The organism is Spirosoma foliorum (assembly GCF_014117325.1).
GTDB lineage: Bacteria > Bacteroidota > Bacteroidia > Cytophagales > Spirosomataceae > Spirosoma > Spirosoma foliorum.
Genome location: NZ_CP059732.1, coordinates 2,053,435 through 2,075,345 on the forward strand (window position 1 = coordinate 2,053,435; position 21,911 = coordinate 2,075,345).

The window sequence follows — 21,911 nt, forward strand, 5'->3', positions numbered from 1 at the left end:
ATCGCACAAACATGTGAAAATGAGCTGTAAGGTGCCCCGAATGATGTGATTTTGTGGGCTTATTATCACACTAATCCTTCCCGCATGGCTTTCAGGATTGCTTCGGTCTTGGAGTTGACCTGTAGTTTGTCGTAGATGTGGCGGATGTGCGACCGAACGGTGTCGATACTGATATGAAGTTCGTCGGCAATGAGCTTGTAACTGTACCCTGCTACCAACCCCTTCACGATATCCAGCTCCCGTGTCGAGAGTTTATAGTCTTCTGTAGTAGGGCGCGATGCGGGTGTTGTTACATTAGTTGAAGGCGTATCAGTCGGCAGGGCGTTTTGTTGTTGAAAGAAACGGAGTACCTGGCGGGCAACATTGGCGGTCATGGGTGAGCCACCCCGGTGAACATCGAAAATGGCGGCAATAATTTCCGATGGCGGGGTGTGTTTTAGCAAATACCCGCTGGCTCCATTACGAATCGCCTGAAAAATCTTCTCCTCATTGTCGAAAACCGTTAGCATCAGTACCTGTGTTTGGGGTGAGGTTGCTTTCACAATAGGCACGGCTTCAATGCCCGAAATGCCGGGTAAGTCAATGTCCATTAGTACTACGTCGGGACGCAACGACCTCATCTCATCGGTCAAATTCCGGCAGTTAGCAAACGCGCCAAGTAACTCCAGCCCCGGTGTGGCCTGTAGCAGAAAAGAGATGCCTTCGCGGAGGTCGCGATTGTCTTCGTAATAGACTAGTTTGATGGCGTCAGTCATAATTTTGTCAGCAATTCTATGGCAGTTCCGGCTCCTGGTTTAGACTTCAGGGTTAGGCTACCCCCGATTTCAAGGGCACGTTTCTGTAGGTTAGGTAAACCATTGCCTGCTTGAACCCTGTCCGGATCGAATCCACGTCCATCGTCTTTGATGGTCAGGCGCAACTGCTTTCCTGCATTGATCGTCAGAGACACATCAATTCGCGAGGGTTCAGCGTATTTCACCGCGTTATTAATACTTTCTTTAAAAATCAGGTATAGATTTCGTCGTTGCTCCACATTCAACCGGGTTTTCTCGAATTGATCCGATACGTCCATTCGAAACATAATCCCTTTTGCTTCAGCCATTTTTAGTCCAAACTCCCGCATTCGGGTAACAACATCGTCCAGTCGGTCATTCTTCGTCTGAATAGTCCAGATAATGTCCTGCATCGATTCCGATAAGGTCGTGGCACTATTGCTGATTCGCTGTAGAATGGGTACCGCTTCAGGTGTTGTGGGCGCAATCTGTTGCTGCACCACATCACTAAAAATACGAATACTACTAAGCGTTGAACCCATATCGTCATGCAAATCGGTTGCGATTCGATCCCGAATACGTTCAAGATGTTGCCGCTGCCTTTCGCGGTATTGATAAATGGCGTACAGAATCCCCAGGATTACAAGCACCAGAAGCGATCGAAACCAGGCAGTTTTCCAATAGGGCGGCACTACCTTAATGGCCAGCGTAGTACCGGTTTCATTCCAGGCACCATCGTTATTGGCTGCCTTTACCCAGAAGGTATAATTTCCCGGTTCAAGGTTGGTGTAGGTCGTTGAACGGTCATTCGTTATGATCCAGTCAGTATCGAAGCCAACGAGCTGATAGGCATAACGGTTTTTTTCGGGCTGGCTGAAACTGAGGGCGGCAAAATCGACAGCCAGCGTTGTTTCTTCCGGTTCAAGCTGAATTGTAGACGTTACTTCCCGTGGCCGATTATTGACCCGAATGTGGGTAATCACCACCGGTGGCGGCACATGATTTTGCCGAAGATTTTCTGGTTTCCAATAAGCAAACGCGCCGAAAAATCCTGTGAACAACGTACCCTGTCGATCTAGGCTGATTACTTTGAACTGCGTATTGGAAAATAAGCCGTTCGATTCATTATAGTACCGAAATCGCTTCGTTTTAGGGTCCAGCTCATGCAACTGCTCGTCACTGGCCAGCCATAAGTGTCCTTGCTGATCTTCGGTAATGCCGAATACATGGTCGGCCAGCAAGCCATTTGTCAGGGTATAGGTTTGCTGAATCTGACCATTTATATCGGCCTGAACCAGAAAATCAATTCCCGATACCCAAAGCTTTCCCTGTCTGTCGACCAGAAACGTGCTATGAATTTGGTCAGATGGCTGAACCGATTTTTCAGAACCTCGTAACTGAATCCGTTTTGTTTGCCCAGTTGCCGGATTCAGGCGAAACAGACCCGATCTTGTTTTTGCCCAAATCCACCCACGAAGGTCTGTTTGTAATTGGCCAATTTCCATCGGCAATTGATCAGGTCCCGGCGATAGCCACGGTTTAAATTGATTGGTCGCTTGATCATACCAGAACAAGCCATTGGAGGTAGTGCCAAGCCAAATGCGCCCGTCAGCACCCTGACAAAGAGTCTGCACGGTGAGTTTGGCTTGCTTATCCTTAACGGCTAGATCATGGCGAATTTGCCACTGTGTTGAAGTCGGGTCATAAATAGCAACTCCTCCCTGCATGCCAACCCACACCTGACCCTGTCGATCCTGCAACATAGCGTAATATCGACGAATGGTTAGATTTGTCTCATTGGGCACCGGCTTTAGCGAACCAGATTGCCGATCCCATAGATAAAGTGTATGATGGCCCAGAATCCAGTATTGATCATTTTTTCGATAATCCTGCCGTACAACCTCCGCTGGCTCGGGCGGTCCTGCTGACCGCTTCGGCAACCACGTTCGGCTAAATTTAAGCGCTACCGGATCTATTTTCGCAATACCTTCTGATGTACCTATCCACATAATACCCGTCTGCCGATCCATCCACATAACGCCGACCGAGCCACCCGGATAGCTCAGCGGGTCATCGGCAACATGGGTGAATTCTGTAAACCGTTTCGTTGAAGGTACGTAGGCCGTTAGTCGGTTGTAGCCACCCAGCCAGAGTAAAAGCTGACCATCCGGTAGCTGATCTTCTACCAGGTCAGTACTAACTTCTGAATGCTCGAAGAGTTTATTGAAACGATCAGTGGTTTTATCATACTGACGTACTTCCCCCTGTTCCAAAAGTGCAAACACGTGCCCGTTTTGCTCAGTTAACCGTTCTACTGACTGGTGTTCATTCGGATGTTTGGCGTCAGCTCCCAGGAAATACGTATAGGTCTTGGTTTTTGGGTCGAGTCGATAAATAACACCCCAGTGCCACACCCAAATGTGTCCCTGTTGGTCAGGAAGTGGGATGGCATACGTACCTGGATGGATCATTGGAATTGGGAAAGGTGTCAGTTGGTGTGTTCGTGATTCGAGACAGTAGACATGATCTACCGATGCAAACCACCCAATTCCTGCTCGATCGAAATGAACGGGCGAAACGAAATCGTTATCAGCTACCTGATCGCGTTGCTGAGGGAGAGGAATCGTCAGAAATCGATCTGTTTGCGGATCATAACGGCATAGCCCTCGGTTGGTAGACACCCAGATAAATCCGTCGCGATCTTCAGCCAGCCCGTCGGATACGATGTAGTTGCCGGGAAGCCCATCTGGCCGCTCAGTCCGTTTGTAGACTGTAAATTTTACTCCATCGAAGCGATTCAGACCGTTAACGGTACCAAACCACATGAATCCACGTCGATCTTTTAGAATCGCCGTAACCTGATCGTTCGATAAGCCTTCCTGCGTAGTATAGTGCTGAAACGACACACCTGATGGTTGACCTAATAGGCTCAAAGGGACCATCAGGAGCTGTGTAGTTAAGTACAACAGCCATCGCCAGAAACGCATAGATCTAGATTAGTTGTATTGTTTAGTCAAAGATACGGCCATCGAAAGGCGGTGTGCAACAATGGCCAATAGCATAAAGATGTGATCAATTAGGGCGGGTAATGCAGTGCCGGTAGTCATGCCGAGTGCATCTACAATACATTCACATTTATCGACAATTCACGCATGTAATTTGCCAATTGATGCCGTTCTGGCACGATAGTAGGAAAGGAGAGGAGCTACTTTTATGTATTGTTGTGGTGTTGGATTTAAGAAACCGATAGCACTACTGGACGAATTCAACACCAGAATGGGCCTGTAAATGAAGCGTACCGTCAATGATATCTGGTTGCGGGTTGTGGGCATTAGTTTTCTTATGGCGCTTCTGCTGCTGAGCGACGATACCTACGACCAACCAATTACTGGAACGGTACTTGTTTTGTTGTTGATTGATCTGAGCACAATTATCAGTACATGGCACCTGAACCGAGCGATTATTCTCTATTGTCGGCTTGTTTTACCTGGCCAGTTCCGCCGGGTTTACCGAATACTGATCACCTTCGGTAGTTGTGTGATAGCCTCTACAATACTGGCCTGGGTTATCGCAGTCCCCAAATTTGCGGTTATCCATAAATCGCTGGCCGGATTCCCTTCCGGGGTAGATACGGTCTCACTGACGATCAATCACGTAAAGCTTGGTCTGAATGGATACGGTCTCGATTGGTTCCGGGGAATCATCAATGCATTGTTCTATAATCTGGTCTATGGTGTTTTATTAGCTGTACAGGACTTATTTGTGTACCGAAAGCGACTGGAACAATCGGAGCAGGAAAAAGAACAGTTGCGGATAGCCAACCTGCAAAGCCAGCTCGATGTACTAAAGCAGCAGGTGAATCCTCATTTTTTGTTTAATTCACTTAATACACTTTCTTCTCTAATCAGTGAAGATGCCCAACAGGCAGAGCAATTTGTCGATAAGCTTAGCGGTGTGTATCGCTACGTACTTCGGGCAAATGAGCAGCATTTAACGACCCTGGAGGCTGAGTTACACTTTATTGATGCCTATTACCATTTGCTCCAGACACGTTACGGAAGTGGCCTGAGTCTAACGGTTAACGTTGATGAAGGTTATCATCTCTGCCAATTGCCTCCGCTAACATTACAGTTGTTGGTCGAAAATGCCGTCAAACATAATGTGGTATCGCCAAAGCGGCCACTTCGTATTCTGATTACGGTAGATGAACAGGGACGATTAGTCGTTGGCAATACGTTGCAGCGAAAAACCACTCGTGTTCTTTCGAACGGGGTAGGTTTATCAAACATTGTGGCGAAGTATCAGATGTTAAACTTGGCTCCGCCCAGTGTTGACAAATCAGCGGAGCAGTTTACCGTTCGGCTACCTCTTCTAATGTGTCAAGCGGCAACCTATAAGCTAAAGCGCAACGGTAGCTAATCAAATCAGATTTGGGTGTTTGGCCAGACTATATATTGTCTGGTTTTTTTATGCGCTCAACTTGTGAAGTGTACACCGCAAAATATAATTGGTAGCCAGATTTTAACACTTCAGATAGCCTAAATAACAGATCAAACAAGTTGCCTTAAATAGCCAGGAATGATGCGCTTAGGTTTGCATCTGTAATCACATATAAATCTCTAAAACAACAAATTACGGTGAAAAAATTACTCTTGTTTCTGCTTGTTGCTGTGGCGTTTACGGCTTGTAAAAAAGGGAGCGACGTTGCTCCACAACCGGCAGGCGCTCTCGCCGATAAATTCGCGGGAAGCTACAAACTGAGCTCATTCCGGTACACTGATTCGCAAACAAATCTGGATTTGCCAACTTTACCGACGACCAGTAACGGGAAAACGGTATCAGGTACTGTAACCCTGACGAAAGTGTCGGATACGAAAGTGAACATGAAACTTCTGCTGAAAACCACAGGCCTGGATGATTACAATCAGGACTTTGGTGATCTGGACATCAAGCAGGAAGGTACAGAATACGGCCTGTTTTCTGGCACCACCCGAATTGCCGATGCTGAAGGAACTACCGTTATTTTTAACTATTCAGAAACTGATCAGGCTACGAGCGAAACGACGACAATGGCCTTTGTTGCTAAGCGATAATACCTGATAGTTTTAAACGTCAAACAGCCGATTCCTTGTTTTTATGGGAATCGGCTGTTTGACGTTTAAGGATTTACTCAGACTTAAAGTTAAATGATGCTTAATAGGTTAACTTTCTTTAAATCAGGATTTTGGTTGAAATTTACTTTGCCTGGCGATATCCCCGGAAGCTGTTTAGACTTTCCCTTTTATAGAAAAGATAAACTGTTTTTTGTCATTTTGACGCAGGAGAAATGACAAAAAATCTAGCCAGTTGTAATTGAGTTTGGAAGGCTTAGACTATTCCCTATTTAACGTGAATAATGGATAGAGTCTGAAATGATCAACTGATTGTCAGCTATTTATGGTGTTATTTTTTGTCATCCCGACGTCAGGAGGGATGACAAAAAACTAGTGGAATTCTATTCGTAAATCCCCCATAATTCACGTTATTTAAGCAAGGGTAACAGAACCGTGAAGTGATCACCTTCCGTCTGAACAATAATTTCTCGAGGGGTTAACATCCGGTATTTGGCCATGATATTAGCGAGGCCAACGCCATTACTCAGTGCGCGTATGTGCTTACGCTGGAGATTATTTCGCACCTGCAGTTGTCCGGATTTTGTTGTGCCAATTTCAATCAATAACGGGCGATTAGCCAAAACAACGTTGTGTTTTACGGCGTTTTCGACCAGCAGTTGTAATGTCAGAGGAGGAAGTAGGCTAGCCAGATAATCTTCGGGAACCGTTGTTTGTACGGTCACTCCGCTGCCGTGGCGGGTTTGGAGCAAATGCGTATAGGAGTCAATGAAAGCTAATTCCGTGCGTAGGGAAACCAGCTCCTGATCGTTTGCCTGAAGCAGATACCGATACATCTTGGAGAGTTCATCCACGAATTGGCTGGCCTGCGCTGGCGACTCCTCAATCAGGGCAGAAAGAGCGTTGAGCGAGTTGAATAAAAAATGAGAATTGACCTGTCCCTTCAACGAATTAAAGCGGGTTTGCCACTGAATTTTAATAAGCTCCTCTTTTTCCTGATAAGTGCGTTTCCATTGACTTAATAAATATCCGCCTTCGTAAATGCTGATGTACACCACCTGGTAAAACAACTGAATACCAAGTGAGGTAACGTAGTCGACCCAATCAAGCCAGAGCGTTGGCCTCGAACCTAAGAGAACGTGAAGACCAAATCGGAAAAAGACCGCTCCGTTTACGAGTAAAGGAATCAATAGTAACACCATCCGCAGGCGCCTGACCGTACGTTCCAGACCTGGATGCTGTTGTTGGAAATAACGGAAAATAGCGCGGTTTAGCTGCCAGAATAAACAGCCTGCTCCTAATCCAACTACCGTGGAGTGAATGAGAGCGATTGGACTGGCCTGTAACCAGAAAGCGAGCCGGAAAAATATATTTCCGAACAGAAACAGGCCAATAGGCCCAAGCCAACGCAGCCGAGAGTCGTTGACCGGGATCATAATTGGGCGCTAGAAAAGGTGTGTCGGTAGGGTAATCGAATGAACCCAACTGCCGAACAGGAGTTCTGAAGATGGCAGTTGGGGCGTGCTGGAAAAGAAAGATGTTGCATACAGACCTTTGGGCATAACCAAACAAACAGGGTAAATCTTTCACTTGTACCCGAAATATAAAATTTATAACTCTAAGCTCTCAATACCCGGCAAACCAAATGGAAAAACAGCTAAATCAATTCCATCTACAAAATCATAAATTCCGTTAAAATTGATATGATGGTGCGTTAGAACGCTAAGCTTCGAGAGTCGTTGGATAAACTTCCTACGTTCATCACGATCTGTAGGTCGACTAAGATGATCCGAAAGATGTAAATAGTTATAACAAATAATGCAATTTATAACAAATAATGTAATTCAGAATAACTCGTTTCGCTGTCTCCGCCACCTCTTGATCCAGACGACTTACCCAACCCATCTGACCATGACGCCCGAACCAAACGCTCTTCACTAACTGATGGAGGCTTTTACTTCGATTCTATTGTCGATGAACACGTTGACACACCCTGACGTTATCGATATACCGCATCAGAAAAATACTCTTGATTAAGCGACCAAATCGATATAAAGGATTCTCGGCAGCATAGGAATTGAGTCGATTGAATAACTCAGAGGGGCTGCTATAATGCAACCGTATCGTCGCCATCAGCCGTAGAATGGAGTCCCACTGCTCCATGATCCGTTCAGTATTGATGCGTCCATTGGGCATTAGCACGTAGTTTTGGTCTTTATAGTGACTGATCGGTTCAATGCTGTAAAGCTGTTGACGTAAGAAATTCTTGATACGAGGTTCAAAACGAATACCCGATAGATGGGTGGCAGCAAATACGAGTTCGGTGGCTCCATGGGAATCGGTTGAATGAACATCCGAATCGACTACTTGCGTATTGATCAGACCATTCAACAGATAAGTCGCTTCTCGGTCACCGGCACTAAATACCAGCGAATCAAATAATAATAGCGTATCGTCCGCATAGTTATAGGCTGATACACCTTTTCGATTGCCAAAATACTTGAATGATGAACGGGCCAGTAACGAATCTTGTGCCACTTCTGCCTTCTGTCCATCGCTACTGGAATAGGTTAGATCTGGATCATCTTTTAGGTGAATCCGTAACTTCAGTTGTTTGGTATAGTCCACGATTACATCACTTGCTTGCCTCAGATTCTCCAGTGAGAAATACCATTTGACGACCTCATCTAAACCTTTTTCGGATGCCTAGCGGATGATCTGAGTCATTTGCCGAATCCCTACATTACACCCCAGCCCCATTAGACCAGTCAGGAAAAGTGAATTGGCAGGCCGTTTAGGGATATGTTTGGGTTGCCAGTAGGTCAATGAATCGGTAAAGTTAGTGATCGAATTGACCGTGGCTAGCACTTCCTGAAGCGAAATTACCTTGCTGGAGGGGAAGAGTTCATAAGGATCAAGCAATGCAATGAGTCGCTGGCCGTTTTGGGGGTATCTACCACAAGTTTGCTATCTTTATTTCTGGGTTACATGAACGTTATGGCTTGTCAGGATACGTTCGTTGGTCGTCACCAACTGCTGGTGTAATTGTTTTCCTAGAATTACACCAGCACCTCGGCACTGTCAGCAAATTCAGTAAGGTTAGCTAGTTCCAGGAAGTTCGCTCGCTCTTTTAGCCATTGTTCTTTAGGGATTAGATAGCTCTCAAATGACCGATATCGGTAACTGTGAAGCAGGTTCAACCGCCCCGATTTGATGCGATTGGTGGCATGATGGAAGAGTAATACTTTGTAAAGTGATACCCGAAGGCTACCTTTTGCGTTCAACACTTTACACTGTTGCAGCAGTGAAAGTAAATTTGTTGGTGGGCTGCCAGTTAAATCATTGTGCGTACGAAAATAACGTAGGGCATCCATCATGTCTTTGGTCGAAGTCGTCTCATCGAAGTTTAACAGGGATAACAACTTGGACACCTTGCGTTGTAAACGAATTGAATTCTGGTGTGGCCAACCGTAGAAAGCTTCCTGCTGGTGATACCGATGGTTGAGCTTTTCCAACTCCTGGAGTCGGTGCTGAAGAGAATTCAATGTTGCTCCGTTAGATAAATACTGGTCAACCAATTGCTCAATCACTGATTGTTTAGGACGACCTGTGGGAATGTTCAGTGAAGTGTGTCATTTCCTCAGATCGTAATGTGATTTCGGACTCGGTCTTCAAACAAGATCGTCAATTGCTGAAGTGTAGCCGCCCAATTTTGTAAAGGCAGTTTCCAGTTTTCAATAATGCGTTGGGTCGTTAAGTAGAGTAGTTTGAGCAATGCCGTTTCTGATGAAAAGGCTCCTTTCGATTTAGTCACACAGCGTATCTGTCGATGAAATCCTTCCACGGTATTCGTCGTGTAGACTACCTTGCGGATGGCAGGCGGGTACTCAAAGAAACGCGTTAGCCGCAACCAGTTTCGTTTCCAACTCTCAACGACCAACGGATACTTTTGACCCCATTTGTCCGTAAAATCAGCCAGCTTTTGTTCGGCTCCGACCAGATTCACTGACTGGTAAATCGGCTTTAAGTCAGCCACTACTGCCTTTTGATCCTTGGAGACTACATACCTTAAGGAGGTACGCACTTGGTGAACCAGATACAATTGTACATCAGTATGAGGAAACACCGTTTCAATGGCATCACCAAAGCCCGATAAGTTATCAATTGAGCAAATCAACAGATCCTTTACGCCCCTATTTTGTAAATCAGTCAGAGTGCTTAACCAGAAACGAGCACTTTCTGCCTCGCCAATGTAGATCCCTAACAAATCCTTACGACCCTGTAACCGGGGCGCCGGAGCGCTCAATCGCTAATATGTTATAGGCGGCTTTACTGATGACTTTTCCGTCCTGGCGAACCTTGAAGTGAACGGCATCTAACCAGACGAAGGCATAAACTGGCTCTAACGGGCGAGAGCGCCATTGTTCAACCAGGGGAAGTATTTTATCCGTGATAGCTGATAATTGGCCTGAGCTGATTTCCAGGCCATATAAATCTTCCAGGTGCTCCTGAATGTCTTGGTAAGACATGCCCTTACTATAGAGCGAGAGGATGCGGTTGTCTAAGCCTTCGCCCAAGGTCGTTTGTCGTTTACCAATGAGCTTTGGCTCAAAGGTACCCTCCCGATCACGCGGCATCTCCACCTCAACCGGACCGTGTCCCGTCTTGACCCGCTTGACTTGGCTACCGTTGCGTCGGTTAGGGCGGTTTTGCTCCACGTGAGCCTGCACCTCCCCTGACAGAGCAGCATCGAGCAAATCTTTCAATAAGGGAGCCAACAGGCCATCTTTGCCCGTCAGTTCCTTCTCGCCCGCCATCATTTTAGCGATAGTTTCTTGCCGAAAGGCCTCATAATCGAAGCCATTTTTATCTCCTTTTATATCCATTTGATTGTCAAGTTAGCAAATCATAACTTGACACACTTTATTGAACACTCTCCGACCTGTTTAATTTGGGTTAGCGCTTTGAGATCCTCTCGGCTTTGATCGGTAACTTCCTGAGTTAGTTTTCCCGCTTGCTCCCGCTCGGAATAATATTAGGATAAATGAATCCGCTTCTACTTATGGCTATTTTTTCAAATTCCCCAAGTAGATTTATGAATACTTCATTGTCTCAAGTTGGAGCTTTTTTATGGGACTATGATTTTACAATTACCATCAGTCGCGTATAGCCCTTAGCGTCTCCCCTGTTAAAAGACCTTAATGGTTTCTCTAGTAATAGCAGGTGTTGTAACTTTTGCTTGACTAAATAACTTACTTACATCTATGAGCCAATTTGCTACCAGACCGTTCCGATTAACGATTGCATAAATAAACATGAAAAGTAATTGACTACTTATAGAATGACTAAGGAAACTATTTGATTTACTTAAACTCGGATTAAATGCGGTCGCCTTTCATTCTCTTTCTTGGTTGCTTGTTCTCATTTATAGCCTTGGCACAACCTCCACTTAGCATACCGGTAAAAGGTAGTCAGAGTGGCATGGTCTATCTTTCTCATGGCACTGGCCAAGCCCTAAAAACAGATTCAGCACTTATTGCTAATCACCAGTTTACAGTTTCTCATTATCAACCATTTACTCTTTATACTATTTGGTTTAGAGATGTTGGGAAAGATTCCCAAAAGGCCATTCTTTACCCAGCAGCCCATATCCAGTTCGATGCCCAGTATGACCTGACGATTTCCTTAGCGACCGATTCCGTAAACTATTGGTATCTTCAGTTTAGACACAAGCATTTAGCGTTCATCAAGACTATTGGCCAACTTTCCTATGAAACGAGCCAACCTGCCACTCAGGATTCGCTCTACCGAGAAAGAGCCAGGGTATATGCCGCTTATACCAACAGCTTCGCAAAGGAATTGGTAAGCCATCGCACTAATCTGGCAGCGGTTACGGCCCTTTACGATCTGATTGTGGCAGATCGGCTGCAACCGCCCCTAATCATCAAAAACCTTTATACTCAATTAGCTGAGCCTGTCATAGACTCTTACTATGGTGCTAAGACAAGCATGTATTTGAACTTGGAGCAACAGGTAAGTCAGGGCTCAATCGCTCCTGTGTTTCAGCTACCGAAAAGCAATGGCCAAGTGATTAATCTCAAGCATTTACGAGGAAAGTATATTTTGCTGGATTTTTGGGCTTCCTGGTGTGGTCCATGTCGGGTCAAAAACAAAAAACTGGCGACTATAACAACAAAGCTTTCGGGAAAACTTCAACTCATAAGTGTGTCATTGGATACCAGCAAACAAAAATGGCTGGCAGCCTCTCAAAAAGATGGAATCAACTGGCTCAACCTATGCGATCTACAGGGCTTTAAAAGCCAAGTGGCCCAAGCTTACAACATCACTGGAGTACCCAGAACATTTCTGATTTCTCCTCAAGGGAAGATTTTGGGAGCCGATTTATCCTTTGCAGAAATAGCCAAACGAATCAACTAAAGTTGGGCCAAATGGGTAAATAGCTGCGATTCACGATAACATCAGTTAAAGAAAGCTGGGTAGATCGGTTGTAAAGGTCAAATGACGAATTATGTGTAGTATTACGTTGAAATAGCTTGCCAAATCCGTGTTTTGCGAAATCAGCGTTTTTAGGAGACATGGTGCTGGTTGATAGGTGTTGATCCTAGTGAGTAAGCTTGGCTAAATACAACCCAGAACGCAGTTCGCGGGTCCTTTAAATATGAAAACTTCCATAGCCGTACTTACCATTTCTCTCAGTGCACTGGCTTGTCGCCAACCCTCCGCTCCAGCCGATTGCGACTGCCAATCAACAAGCTATTCGTTGTTGACTGAAAAAACGGGCGTTTACAACAAAGGGGGTGTAAGTACCATTAATGTCAAAACCGGCCAAGTTGATGGTTTCTATACATTGAGTTGCAATCCTGACTTTATCACCGGGAAAGCGGCCGACCGCGATACCATTCTGTTGAGTGGTCGAGCCCGCTCGAATTGCTACAAAGGGGAATCCCTAATTGCCCTGCCAGGTCTACTAGAGTTAATCACTGTACGTAAAAAGTGAGCGTATTTTGAGATTAATGCTATGACCAATAGATTGTTAACAGGCTTGGTACTTTTTCGTCCTTTACTGTCCACAGCAGCAAAGCGAAGGACCCGTATCGTAGTTAACGAAATGCAGTTGACCGCTTTTTGAGTAGACCACGGGTTAACAGGAAAAGGACAACGATCCAAACGAGGGCTGAAAAGAGCGACCACCTGGCTTGAGGAGCTACTAAGCTGTAATAAAAGATCGGGGCACTCCCGTATAAACCAAATACTAGGGAAGCCGTTAGGAAGCTGTACGCCATCTTTGACCCCGTACTGCTGAGTCCTAAAGAGCTATATGCAATTGGCATACTTTTGGTTAGCAATACGATCAGTTGCCAGGCGATCCAGGGAGTGCCCAAAACGAAGCCAACCCAAGCTGGGATGCTCAAACCCGTTTCAAAATGGCCAACGTCTCCGCTAGCCGAAAAGGCTCGTAAAGGTATATAACTGTAGAGTTCGGCCAGATTAAACACGGCAAACCAGAAGCAGGCTTGGGTTAAAAAGGGTCTTGGTTGGGTAGCTGATTGATGTACTCCTGCTTGGGAAAGCAGATACAACAAGACATTCGTTGCCAAAGCGGCCCCGGCAATTAACGAGGCTTTCCAGGGGAAGGATCGAAAGATGGGTTCGTAGTTAATAGCTTCTTCGGCGTGAAACAGAGTCCAATCGCCATAACTAATGTCGAGTGGTTGCGCTTTATAGCCTAATAACCAGCCAACCAGACTATGCGACCACTCATGCGCTAAGACCATCAGATGGTGAGCGGCAACAACGGTGACGACAGTGATCATAAAAATTACCAGTCCTCTTCTCATAAATAAGGTCAAGATAGTTGTGTTCCACTACCATTATAAGTGGAAGCTCAAACGTGGTGATAACTAACGGTTGATGACGAGATGACAGGTTTCAGCAAATCTATCCTATCTTGGTCAAGTTAGCGACCAACGACAGTGCTCTACCAAACGCCCATTTTTGCAGCGGATGCATGCAGGTTCTATACGCTCCAATGAGCGCATCTCATGAGCATACCTTTGTTGCTTGATAAGATGTATAAGTTCATTGAAATCGTTTAGTAGCCTCCTTAAGGGCTGCCTCTGTTGGGGGTAACAACCAATTCAAGCCTCGCTCAATCCGAGCTTGAACACGCTCCACGTACGGATGGAAGCGTTGATACTAGCTGGCAAAGGCGGCTGAATAATTCCCCTTACATGTTGCAAGTTCGGTAGCTAAACGAGCGGCTCCCTGCATAGCCAAACTGGTACCCATACCGGTGGGAAAGCTAGTCGTATGAGCTGCGTCGCCCACCAGGGCCACTCGACCTTTTGTCCAGCTGGGCATATGAATTTGCACGACTTCATCAAAGTATAACTGATTCGAAGCCAGCATAGCCGCTAGAATTTGGGGAATCTTCCACAAGCCGTTTTCGAAATGGTCGATTAGAATTTGCTTGTGCTGGTCCTGCTTGCGATAGTCATAGGGTAGCCTCGACGAGCGAAAAAGAAGGCCCGCCTGAACGGCGTTTTTAAACGGATATAATAGGGCTGTTTTGCCCACCTCCTGGTAGAGGGTAGCCGAATTAGGCTGATTCGGTTTTATAAAAGGGGCTTCAGCCAGGGCAAAGTAAGCCCCAAAAAAGCGAGCAAATTGCGCTTCAGGCCCGAATACGAGTTTTCGCACGGTGGAATGGGTGCCATCCGCGCCAACTACAAAGGCAAACCGTTGTGCTTCGCCCGTTTTAAACCTGACGGCCACACTATCGTCATCCTGGCTCAAGGTCTCAATTCGATTCTCAAACAAAAATTCGACCTCATTGGGTGGGATAGCCTGGTATAGTATGTCCACCAAATCGTCTCGGTGAATCTCCAGGTCACCCGCATACTCGGCTTGGGCATTGATGGAAAATTGCACAATGGGTTCATTATGGGCATTCACGATCTCATCGGTATGCACCAATTGATTGGCCTTAAGTTGGTCCAGAATACCCATGTCGTTGGCCACGGTCAGGGCATCGCCCCGAACATCAATGGGCGAGCCGCCCCGCCTGAGGCCGTTGGCGACCTCAATCAGGGTTACCTGGTAGCCATATCGGTTGAGCCAATAGGCTAGCGTTAACCCTGCGATACTGGCCCCCGCTATTAAAACGGACTTCTTCATGACAATTATCGGTTGCTGTAGATCACAAAAATAGGCGCATCTTTAGGGGTAAAATAACCCAATCAGGACTAAAAATAGTCGTAAAACGAAGATGCATCGAGACGATCCGCACCAGTTCCTACAGTTTATTGATAAAATAGGCTACGATATTGGGCCAAACACGACCGAGAACCTGACCATGTATGGACAAAAAAGTTTCGACTTTTTGCCCGGCTTAGCCATGTTCACCGCTTCGTATAGGGTGAACAAAACGTTCACCCGCCAAACGACGGCACCCAAATTCATTGATCGGAGTATTTGCTTCTTTTTCAAAAATGTGGTCTCGGCTGCTGACGATTGGCCTGGGGATAGTACCCGGAAATCATCGGATGACAAACCCTTTATCCGCGTGTTTCCATCGACGTACACCTACACCAGTTTCTTTAAAGCAGATTCCCGGGTGGTGATCGTGGCGGTCCTGGTCCAGGCGGATTATCTGAAAAGCTTCCTGGGTGGCGATGCGGACCAGTTTCAATTTCTGTTTGAGAACCCCACAGATTTTCTCCTTGAGGAAGTGATGACGGACGAAATGATTAGCACCCTGAATGCGATTGTGCGGAAGCAGCCACCCGGTTCACTACCGGCTTATTATTACCGGCTGAAGGCGATGGAACTACTCTTTTATTTGTTTCAGCGGTTAAGCCGGCGAGAAAAAACAGCCCATCAGACCTTCAGTGAGCAGGACATCGTGTCCATTTATCAGGTACGCGATCAATTGGTTTCCTGCCTGGCTAAACCCAGTTCGATCAGCGACTTGAAGCGAGTGGCGGGCATGAACGAACTAAAAATGCGCACCTTGTTTAAGCAAGTTTTCGGCCGGGGTATTTATGACTACTTTCAACATGCACGCATGCAGGAAGCGGCCCGGCTGCTGCGCGAAGCGAATCAATCGGTATCCGATGTGGGCGCTCAACTGGGTTATGAAAACCTGAGTCATTTCAGCCGAATTTTTGAAAAGTATATCGGCAAGAAGCCCAAACAGTATAGCAAGGCGTTGGTTGGATAAACGCTAAAGCTGTCCTGTTTTTTGGGCAATTTTTGAAATTAGCTACGGAAACCCTGCCGAGAATAAATAATAGTTCATTGTTTATTAACCAGCCCCTCTTCCTGCTTTTAGTCAGGCGGCAAAATCAGCCTAGCTTTTGCCGGTATTGGAAAGGGGTCAGGCCAGTTACCAGTTTGAATAGTTTGATAAAGTGACTGGGTGTCACATAGCCGATCTGGTAGGCTATTTCGATTACATCTAAATCTGTGTACTGCAACAACCGCCGAGCCTCCAGTACGCACTGCTCCTGGATCGCTTGGGTGGTGGTCCGGCCGGTAACTCGCTTGATCGTATCATTCAAATGGGCGGTGGTGATGTGCATCCGTTCGGCATACTGAGAAGGTTTCTTCCAGTCTTTGTAATGCTGGTAAAGCAACTGAAGAAACTGGTGCTTTACCAGGGATGACCGTTTTGGGGTAGACTTAATCGGATGGCCCATCCCCGAGATTGTACCTGCGAGCATAAAAAGCAGCCCCGACACTAAAGCTGTTACCGCATTTTGCGAGGTAGCTAGTGGTTTGTCCACTAACTGACCGATGACTGTAAGCAGGTTTTCAAGTTGCTTAAACCAGGGCGTGGGCATATCGCATGCATTGTCAATCTGATCCCGCCACACCTTGTCCAGTAGAACGTTGAGGTCTTCACTAAGCAGTACGGCCTCGAAGCTGACAGCCCACCCCGACAGGGGCGTTTGTGGGGTGAGTTGATGCACTTGCCCCGGAAAAACCATCAGAAGGCCGGGAGCCTGGATTTGGTGAGTTTCGAAATCGATGCAGTAGGTCAAATGGCCTTCCGTAAGCACGACCAGCATATAATGATCGTCCCGGTGGGCTAACTGGACATTATGCTCCTGGAATACGGGTTGGCTAAGTCCCAGTTTTTTAAAGGCGATCCCGTTCAGGGAGGTGCCTGCCAGGCTAAACTCGGGAATGCTACCCTTTTTACTAGTAGCCATAAAGATATAGACTTAATCTGCGATTTGAGGTATTAATACGGGGATATGGTCCATTTTTCAAGTTTGATTCCCTTTTTCTTTGTATAAATTTTTATAAAGAAGAAAGAGATGACAAAGGTAACGGAAGCAAAGGGTGTTGACTTGCATAAAATGCGGGTCGTTGTGGCGGGTGGCGGCCTGGTTGGTTTAACCGCCGGCATTGCGTTCGAACGGTTAGGGGCAACTGTAACCGTCTGCGAGCAGGCACCCGCGATAAGGGCTGCCGGTGCCTCGATCGGTTTATGGAAAAACGCAACCGATGTACTGAACGAGTTAAACTTGAGTGAGCAATTGCTCCAGCTGGGTACCCCTATTGAAACCTGGTTTTATGATGCGGCTGGTCATCGATTTCGGGCGGAAGGATTTGGTGTGGACGATCACGCCTTTGTGTTGTATCCGCGTCCGCAGCTTAATACCCTGCTGGCCCAAGCCCTGGGACAGGTAACCATCAAGCTTCAGACAAAAGTGATTGGCTTTGATGAGCAGGCGGATGAAGTGACAATCTTGCTGGAAAATGGAACCCAGTTAAAGGCCGACTTACTAATCGGGGCGGATGGGATTTATTCTAAAGTACGAAACCAGCTGTTGCCCGCTTATTCCGCTCAGGAACATACAGGGCATCATGTTTGGCGAGCTCTGGTGCCAACGGGCGATGAACCGGCCGATGGGAGTGTGCTGACAGTTGGTCACCAACAAACCAGGGGTGGCTATTTTTTAACCTACGGCCAGGTAACGACCTGGATGGTCAATCAATTTGACAGCGAAGCCCCGAGGGGAACCAAGAAAGAAGAAGCCTTAAAACGCGCAGCTCAGATGAATGATGCTGGCTGGGGTGAGCCGCTTCTGAGGCTGATCGAACGTACACCGGAAGAACGTATCCTCCACAACCAGGTGATGTATGTGCCAGCACTGCCCAGATGGGTTTCCGGTCGGGTAGCTTTATTGGGGGATGCTGCTCATGGGCTATCACCTCACATTTCCGCCGGCGGCACCTTAGGCATAGAGGATGTAGGAATACTAATTAAGGCATTACTAGCAAAACCCTCCCTATCGGAGGCCCTTCTTGCTTACCAAGGCAACCGCATACCTCATTACGAAACAGTAAGGCGGCTATCCCGGACAGTCGAACTGGCCCAGGATGCCCTCAATTATGCCCGTGCGTATGCAACCTTTAGCCATTGGATGCTGAATGAAGGGTATCAGGAATCGGGTAACCTACGTTAATCCATCTCTTCTCGCAATGGCTCTTGTCATGAAAATTCGTTAAGTAACAGTTGGACAATGCAAATTTATAGCTGATTCTTGCCATACTGGAAGATCCTGTCGATAGATCGGATGGCGATCAGGAACTGGCGATTAGCCCGAAAAAAATGGTCCGCATCCAATCCCTTAATTCATCCAGGCTCGTGGGGCTGGTATATACCCTGGCGTCCTGACAATAGATGTAGATCAGCGAATGAGCCGTGTAAAAGTAAGCGATTTGCTCAGTGGGAATCACGACTAACTCGTCTTTCCAATACGTGAATATTCGACGTCAGGGACCCGCTTCATCCGCCGGGAAAGCTGGACCGTCTATAGTCGCTATTGACAATTTTGGTAGACATTCCACTTAGTTTCCTAAACTTCCGTCCAGTAAAGAGTAGCAAGTTCACATTCTGGGTTCATCGAAAATTTGGAGGTTATTCTTTCTTTTTAATTTTTTCTCTGTGCTGCTTGCCCCAATTTTCCATAGCAATTAAAACTTCTGAGATTGTGTAGCAATATTCAGTTAAACGGTACTCTACCTTGATAGGATAGTCACTGACAACTACCCGTTTTATCAAAAGATTTTCTTCTAAATGTTTTAATTCTTTGGAAAGTACACGGTTGGTGATAGTTGGTATCGAAATCGATATGTCGTTAAATCGCTTATTCCCGTGATACATAGCTATAATAATTGCCAGTTTCCATTTTCCGCCTAACACAAACATTGTATCCTGTACCCACTTTATCTTCTCTTGAAAGTTTATCTCGTCCTGGACTTCCATTTTAGTATCCCTTAGTGTATAAGTATCGAAAGTATATTAATGGCAGCATGATCGCGAAAAAAGGAGGTTTTATTTTAGCTACCCCACCCGAGAGTTGACAAATGGATTTTTAGTTATTTAAAATTAAGTATCCTTTTGTATACAAGTATTAAAAGGATACTTAATTCAACCTACTTTTGAAAAAAAATAGATTTATGAGCGATCTACATGAAAAAGTATGGTTTATCACCGGGGCCTCGAAAGGGTTCGGCTTAACATTAACAAAGCTATTATTGGCTAATGGCCAAAAAGTATCAGCAACATCAAGAGACAAGAAAAGCATTGAAGCTGAAACGGGCTTTCATAAAGGGTTATTAGCCCTGACGGTTGATCTTACCGATGAGAGCGATGTTATTAAGGCCATTAACGGAACTGTGGATCATTTCGGTAGAATTGATGTGGTTGTAAACAATGCTGGTTATATGCTATTAGGAAGCCTGGAAGAAGTCTCCAATTCGGAATTTCAACAATCCATGAATCTTAATGTATTTGCCTTCTTAAATGTCATTAGAAATATAATGCCGCACTTTAGAAAACAGCATAGCGGACATATTTTTAATTATTCATCATCTGCGGGTTATGGTGGCGATGCGAGTGCAGGAAGCTATAATGCGGTAAAGTCTGCAATTATCGGATTTTCAGAAGCTTTGGCAAAAGAAGTTCAACCATTTAATATAAAAGTAACAATTGTCTCACCAGGTCTTTTCAGAACTAGCTTTTTAGCCGCTGGATCTTTTACTACTGCTAAAAATTTAATTGATGGATATCCTACCCAAAGGCTCGTCGATACAATGACCCAGTACAATGGGCAACAGCCAAGTAATCCAGAAAAATTAGCAATGATACTTGTAGATACAGCAAAAATGGCGGACCCACCTTTACATTTAGTTATGGGAGAAGACGCCTTTGCGAAGGCAACTAGTTACTACCATAATCAGCTTGTTGCATTGGAAAAAAATAAAAAAAGTAGCCTGTCTACAAATTTCTAAGTTTGGCGTAGGAAGTCTAGCCGTGCATGAACATTAATCCGAATCGGTACAATGTCTACTTCCGGATTGCAAAATGCAATTAATAAAGTTTTAGCCGTATGGAAATCTTTAAAAGCAGCTTTCCGCCAAATAAACGCGTATTAAAACTAAATTGTAAAACATTATTTTAAGAATCAGAAACACAATTATGAATGATTCATCAAATAATATCATCGATGCATCAATTGATCCGGCTATCGACATACAAATAAGGCCATTCCTTACTGAATTAAACAAAAACAGTTACTACCAAGCTGTTTATAGGTGCGTTTCTAATCGTATCTATCGTCATTTTAAACATCATTTCCAATAACAGACGCGTAGCGTGACCAAGCTTTAATAGTTAGCAGTAGCGTCAATTTGCTATTTGGTTCTGTCTGTTATGATTAAGAAAAACCAGTTTTTATGTATTCATTATTTGGAATTTATTTATCATGATTAAAGCACCTACTTACAAGAATTGTTCAGCGAATGAAATATCGAGAATTCTAGAAATATACAGACAATCATATCTCGAACATTATACTTATTTATGGAGTGACGAAAGCAAAAACTACATAAAAACCAGCTTTACAGAAGGAAAATTATTAGCTGAAATGAATGTTCATAAAAGTGCGTTTTACCTTATTTCATATAATAATTTTCCTGTAGGAGTATTAAAAATTAATACTAATAAATCTATTGACGGATCAAAAGACGTTGACTATTTAGAAATTGAACGGATTTATTTTTTAAGAGCAGCAACTGGCAAAGGTTTAGGCAAATCTACCCTCAAGATGGTCAAGCAATTGGCGATAGATGGGAACAAAAAGATTATCTGGCTAAAAGCAATGAAGGGCGCCGATGCCGTTAAGTTTTATGAAAAGCAAGGCTTCATGGTTACGGGCGAAACGGATTTATCATATCCATTTATTATAGACGAGTTTAAAAGAATGGTTGTTATGCAGCTGTATATTAGATAATTTTCGATCTATTGTTACCATTAAGTTATTTTAAGTTAGCAACCATAGAGTTAAACACTTACCTCAAAATGCCATCGCATTTGCTTTTTCTAAAGATAGAATTTTTTTAGACGGTACATAAATAAACCAATCATTAGGCCATTTATTTTTATGCTTTTTACATAAGGCTATTGGATAATAGCTACAAGAAATTATCATAAATGTTCGAATTATGAGAGGATATTTCCCCGTCTCACACTTTATAGTGAGTCTGTTAGAGGTCGATTTAGTACGTATCAGGGTCTTGCTTTTTTTTTCATTTCTTGAATATCGTCTCATTTTGGGGAGCCTTTGAAGAGACTTAATATACAATGTAACAGAATAGCTATTAATACATCCACTGAATTATATTATCTCTAAACACCTTAAAGACCAGGAGGATAATACATACTAGCAACCAGGTTATGGTTGCTAGTATGTATTATCATTTGGTAGAATTTGGCGCATTAACACTAAGCCTAAGAAAAAACGAATGGTGCCGCTAGTATGAATATGGTATCAGAAACGTAGTTGGTAAATTCGTTAGGTAGTATCCTAATTTCAATACTCATTCAATAACATCGATTATATATGTAAGTAAAACACAATTGTCCATATCATCCAACCTCAATACTTTTGTTTAAATCTAATTTGGATTCATTTCTTGATAGATCTTA

At 44.8% G+C, this 21,911-nt stretch carries 18 protein-coding genes and 2 pseudogenes; 8 read left to right on the forward strand and 12 right to left on the reverse strand.

Annotation, left to right across the window (positions count from 1 at the left end):
- Positions 1-65 precede the first annotated feature (65 nt).
- Positions 66-755, reverse strand: a complete 690-nt coding sequence (locus tag H3H32_RS08265; RefSeq protein ID WP_240543709.1) for a response regulator — start codon at positions 753-755, stop codon at positions 66-68.
- Positions 752-3,760 (reverse strand): sensor histidine kinase, encoded by a 3,009-nt coding sequence (locus H3H32_RS08270; RefSeq protein WP_182462241.1) that lies wholly within the window; start codon positions 3,758-3,760, stop codon positions 752-754. Before H3H32_RS08270 ends, H3H32_RS08265 begins: the two co-directional genes overlap by 4 nt.
- A 301-nt stretch (positions 3,761-4,061) precedes the next feature.
- On the opposite strand from H3H32_RS08270, the gene H3H32_RS08275 reads away from it, so the two are divergent.
- Positions 4,062-5,192, forward strand: a complete 1,131-nt coding sequence (locus H3H32_RS08275) for a sensor histidine kinase (protein ID WP_240543710.1) — start codon at positions 4,062-4,064, stop codon at positions 5,190-5,192.
- A 218-nt stretch (positions 5,193-5,410) separates the two neighbouring features.
- Complete coding sequence (locus tag H3H32_RS08280; protein ID WP_182462242.1) at positions 5,411-5,866, forward strand: hypothetical protein; 456 nt, start codon at positions 5,411-5,413, stop codon at positions 5,864-5,866.
- A gap of 428 nt (positions 5,867-6,294) precedes the next feature.
- On the opposite strand, the gene H3H32_RS08285 is transcribed toward H3H32_RS08280, so the two are convergent.
- The 6 genes and pseudogenes from H3H32_RS08285 to H3H32_RS08310 all read right to left on the reverse strand — a co-directional run bounded on the left by H3H32_RS08285 (position 6,295) and on the right by H3H32_RS08310 (position 10,704).
- Positions 6,295-7,320 carry a sensor histidine kinase gene (locus tag H3H32_RS08285; RefSeq protein ID WP_182462243.1) on the reverse strand — a complete coding sequence of 342 codons (1,026 nt, stop codon included), beginning with the start codon at positions 7,318-7,320 and terminating at the stop codon, positions 6,295-6,297.
- 174 nt (positions 7,321-7,494) lie between these two features.
- Positions 7,495-7,728 (reverse strand): Tn3 family transposase, encoded by a 234-nt coding sequence (locus H3H32_RS38170; protein WP_182464281.1) that lies wholly within the window; start codon positions 7,726-7,728, stop codon positions 7,495-7,497.
- Between the two features lie 121 nt (positions 7,729-7,849).
- A pseudogene (locus tag H3H32_RS08295) lies at positions 7,850-8,575 on the reverse strand (Tn3 family transposase); the annotation flags it as partial.
- Between the two features lie 15 nt (positions 8,576-8,590).
- Positions 8,591-8,806 (reverse strand): Tn3 family transposase, encoded by a 216-nt coding sequence (locus tag H3H32_RS08300; protein ID WP_182462244.1) that lies wholly within the window; start codon positions 8,804-8,806, stop codon positions 8,591-8,593.
- A gap of 137 nt (positions 8,807-8,943) precedes the next feature.
- Positions 8,944-9,429 carry a hypothetical protein gene (locus H3H32_RS08305; RefSeq protein ID WP_182462245.1) on the reverse strand — a complete coding sequence of 162 codons (486 nt, stop codon included), beginning with the start codon at positions 9,427-9,429 and terminating at the stop codon, positions 8,944-8,946.
- A 95-nt stretch (positions 9,430-9,524) separates the two neighbouring features.
- Positions 9,525-10,704: pseudogene (locus tag H3H32_RS08310) on the reverse strand (IS256 family transposase).
- Between the two features lie 613 nt (positions 10,705-11,317).
- Here H3H32_RS08310 and H3H32_RS08315 point away from each other — a divergent pair.
- A complete protein-coding gene (locus H3H32_RS08315) occupies positions 11,318-12,322 on the forward strand; it encodes a TlpA family protein disulfide reductase (RefSeq protein ID WP_182462246.1) in 1,005 nt (334 codons plus the stop codon).
- Positions 12,323-12,563: 241 nt separating this feature from the next.
- On the forward strand, positions 12,564-12,902 hold the full coding sequence (locus H3H32_RS08320) for a hypothetical protein (RefSeq protein ID WP_182462247.1): 339 nt from the start codon (positions 12,564-12,566) through the stop codon (positions 12,900-12,902).
- Positions 12,903-13,005: 103 nt separating this feature from the next.
- Here H3H32_RS08320 and H3H32_RS08325 read toward each other — a convergent pair whose 3' ends face one another.
- Complete coding sequence (locus tag H3H32_RS08325) at positions 13,006-13,719, reverse strand: hypothetical protein (protein WP_182462248.1); 714 nt, start codon at positions 13,717-13,719, stop codon at positions 13,006-13,008.
- 382 nt (positions 13,720-14,101) lie between these two features.
- The gene (locus H3H32_RS08330) at positions 14,102-15,082 is read right to left on the reverse strand and encodes an FAD-dependent monooxygenase (protein WP_220472615.1); all 981 of its coding nucleotides are present in this window, start codon (positions 15,080-15,082) and stop codon (positions 14,102-14,104) included.
- Positions 15,083-15,173: 91 nt separating this feature from the next.
- On the opposite strand from H3H32_RS08330, the gene H3H32_RS08335 reads away from it, so the two are divergent.
- Positions 15,174-16,127: a helix-turn-helix transcriptional regulator gene (locus H3H32_RS08335; RefSeq protein ID WP_182462249.1), complete on the forward strand. Its 954-nt coding sequence runs from the start codon at positions 15,174-15,176 to the stop codon at positions 16,125-16,127.
- A 124-nt stretch (positions 16,128-16,251) separates the two neighbouring features.
- Here H3H32_RS08335 and H3H32_RS08340 read toward each other — a convergent pair whose 3' ends face one another.
- Complete coding sequence (locus tag H3H32_RS08340) at positions 16,252-17,121, reverse strand: AraC family transcriptional regulator (RefSeq protein ID WP_182462250.1); 870 nt, start codon at positions 17,119-17,121, stop codon at positions 16,252-16,254.
- A 108-nt stretch (positions 17,122-17,229) separates the two neighbouring features.
- On the opposite strand from H3H32_RS08340, the gene H3H32_RS08345 reads away from it, so the two are divergent.
- Positions 17,230-18,384: an FAD-dependent monooxygenase gene (locus tag H3H32_RS08345; RefSeq protein ID WP_182462251.1), complete on the forward strand. Its 1,155-nt coding sequence runs from the start codon at positions 17,230-17,232 to the stop codon at positions 18,382-18,384.
- 455 nt (positions 18,385-18,839) lie between these two features.
- Here the strand turns inward: H3H32_RS08345 and H3H32_RS08350 are convergent, their stop codons facing one another.
- Positions 18,840-19,187, reverse strand: coding sequence for a winged helix-turn-helix transcriptional regulator (locus H3H32_RS08350; protein WP_182462252.1), 348 nt, complete (start codon positions 19,185-19,187; stop codon positions 18,840-18,842).
- Positions 19,188-19,363: 176 nt separating this feature from the next.
- Here H3H32_RS08350 and H3H32_RS08355 point away from each other — a divergent pair, with 176 nt between their 5' ends.
- Both H3H32_RS08355 and H3H32_RS08360 read left to right on the forward strand, forming a co-directional pair.
- Positions 19,364-20,215 carry an SDR family oxidoreductase gene (locus tag H3H32_RS08355; protein ID WP_220472616.1) on the forward strand — a complete coding sequence of 284 codons (852 nt, stop codon included), beginning with the start codon at positions 19,364-19,366 and terminating at the stop codon, positions 20,213-20,215.
- A gap of 473 nt (positions 20,216-20,688) precedes the next feature.
- Positions 20,689-21,216 carry a GNAT family N-acetyltransferase gene (locus H3H32_RS08360; RefSeq protein ID WP_182462253.1) on the forward strand — a complete coding sequence of 176 codons (528 nt, stop codon included), beginning with the start codon at positions 20,689-20,691 and terminating at the stop codon, positions 21,214-21,216.
- The last annotated feature ends 695 nt before the right edge of the window (positions 21,217-21,911 follow it).

Excerpts from the sequence above, each read along its gene's own strand:
- H3H32_RS08265 (WP_240543709.1), bottom strand. The coding sequence starts at position 755 with ATGACTGACGCCATCAAACTAGTCTATTACGAAGACAATCGCGACCTC.
- H3H32_RS08270 (WP_182462241.1), bottom strand. The coding sequence starts at position 3,760 with ATGCGTTTCTGGCGATGGCTGTTGTACTTAACTACACAGCTCCTGATG.
- H3H32_RS08275 (WP_240543710.1), top strand. The coding sequence starts at position 4,062 with ATGAAGCGTACCGTCAATGATATCTGGTTGCGGGTTGTGGGCATTAGT.
- H3H32_RS08285 (WP_182462243.1), bottom strand. The coding sequence starts at position 7,320 with ATGATCCCGGTCAACGACTCTCGGCTGCGTTGGCTTGGGCCTATTGGC.
- H3H32_RS08320 (WP_182462247.1), top strand. The coding sequence starts at position 12,564 with ATGAAAACTTCCATAGCCGTACTTACCATTTCTCTCAGTGCACTGGCT.
- H3H32_RS08325 (WP_182462248.1), bottom strand. The coding sequence starts at position 13,719 with ATGATCACTGTCGTCACCGTTGTTGCCGCTCACCATCTGATGGTCTTA.
- H3H32_RS08330 (WP_220472615.1), bottom strand. The coding sequence starts at position 15,082 with ATGAAGAAGTCCGTTTTAATAGCGGGGGCCAGTATCGCAGGGTTAACG.
- H3H32_RS08335 (WP_182462249.1), top strand. The coding sequence starts at position 15,174 with ATGCATCGAGACGATCCGCACCAGTTCCTACAGTTTATTGATAAAATA.
- H3H32_RS08340 (WP_182462250.1), bottom strand. The coding sequence starts at position 17,121 with ATGGCTACTAGTAAAAAGGGTAGCATTCCCGAGTTTAGCCTGGCAGGC.
- H3H32_RS08345 (WP_182462251.1), top strand. The coding sequence starts at position 17,230 with ATGACAAAGGTAACGGAAGCAAAGGGTGTTGACTTGCATAAAATGCGG.
- H3H32_RS08350 (WP_182462252.1), bottom strand. The coding sequence starts at position 19,187 with ATGGAAGTCCAGGACGAGATAAACTTTCAAGAGAAGATAAAGTGGGTA.
- H3H32_RS08360 (WP_182462253.1), top strand. The coding sequence starts at position 20,689 with ATGATTAAAGCACCTACTTACAAGAATTGTTCAGCGAATGAAATATCG.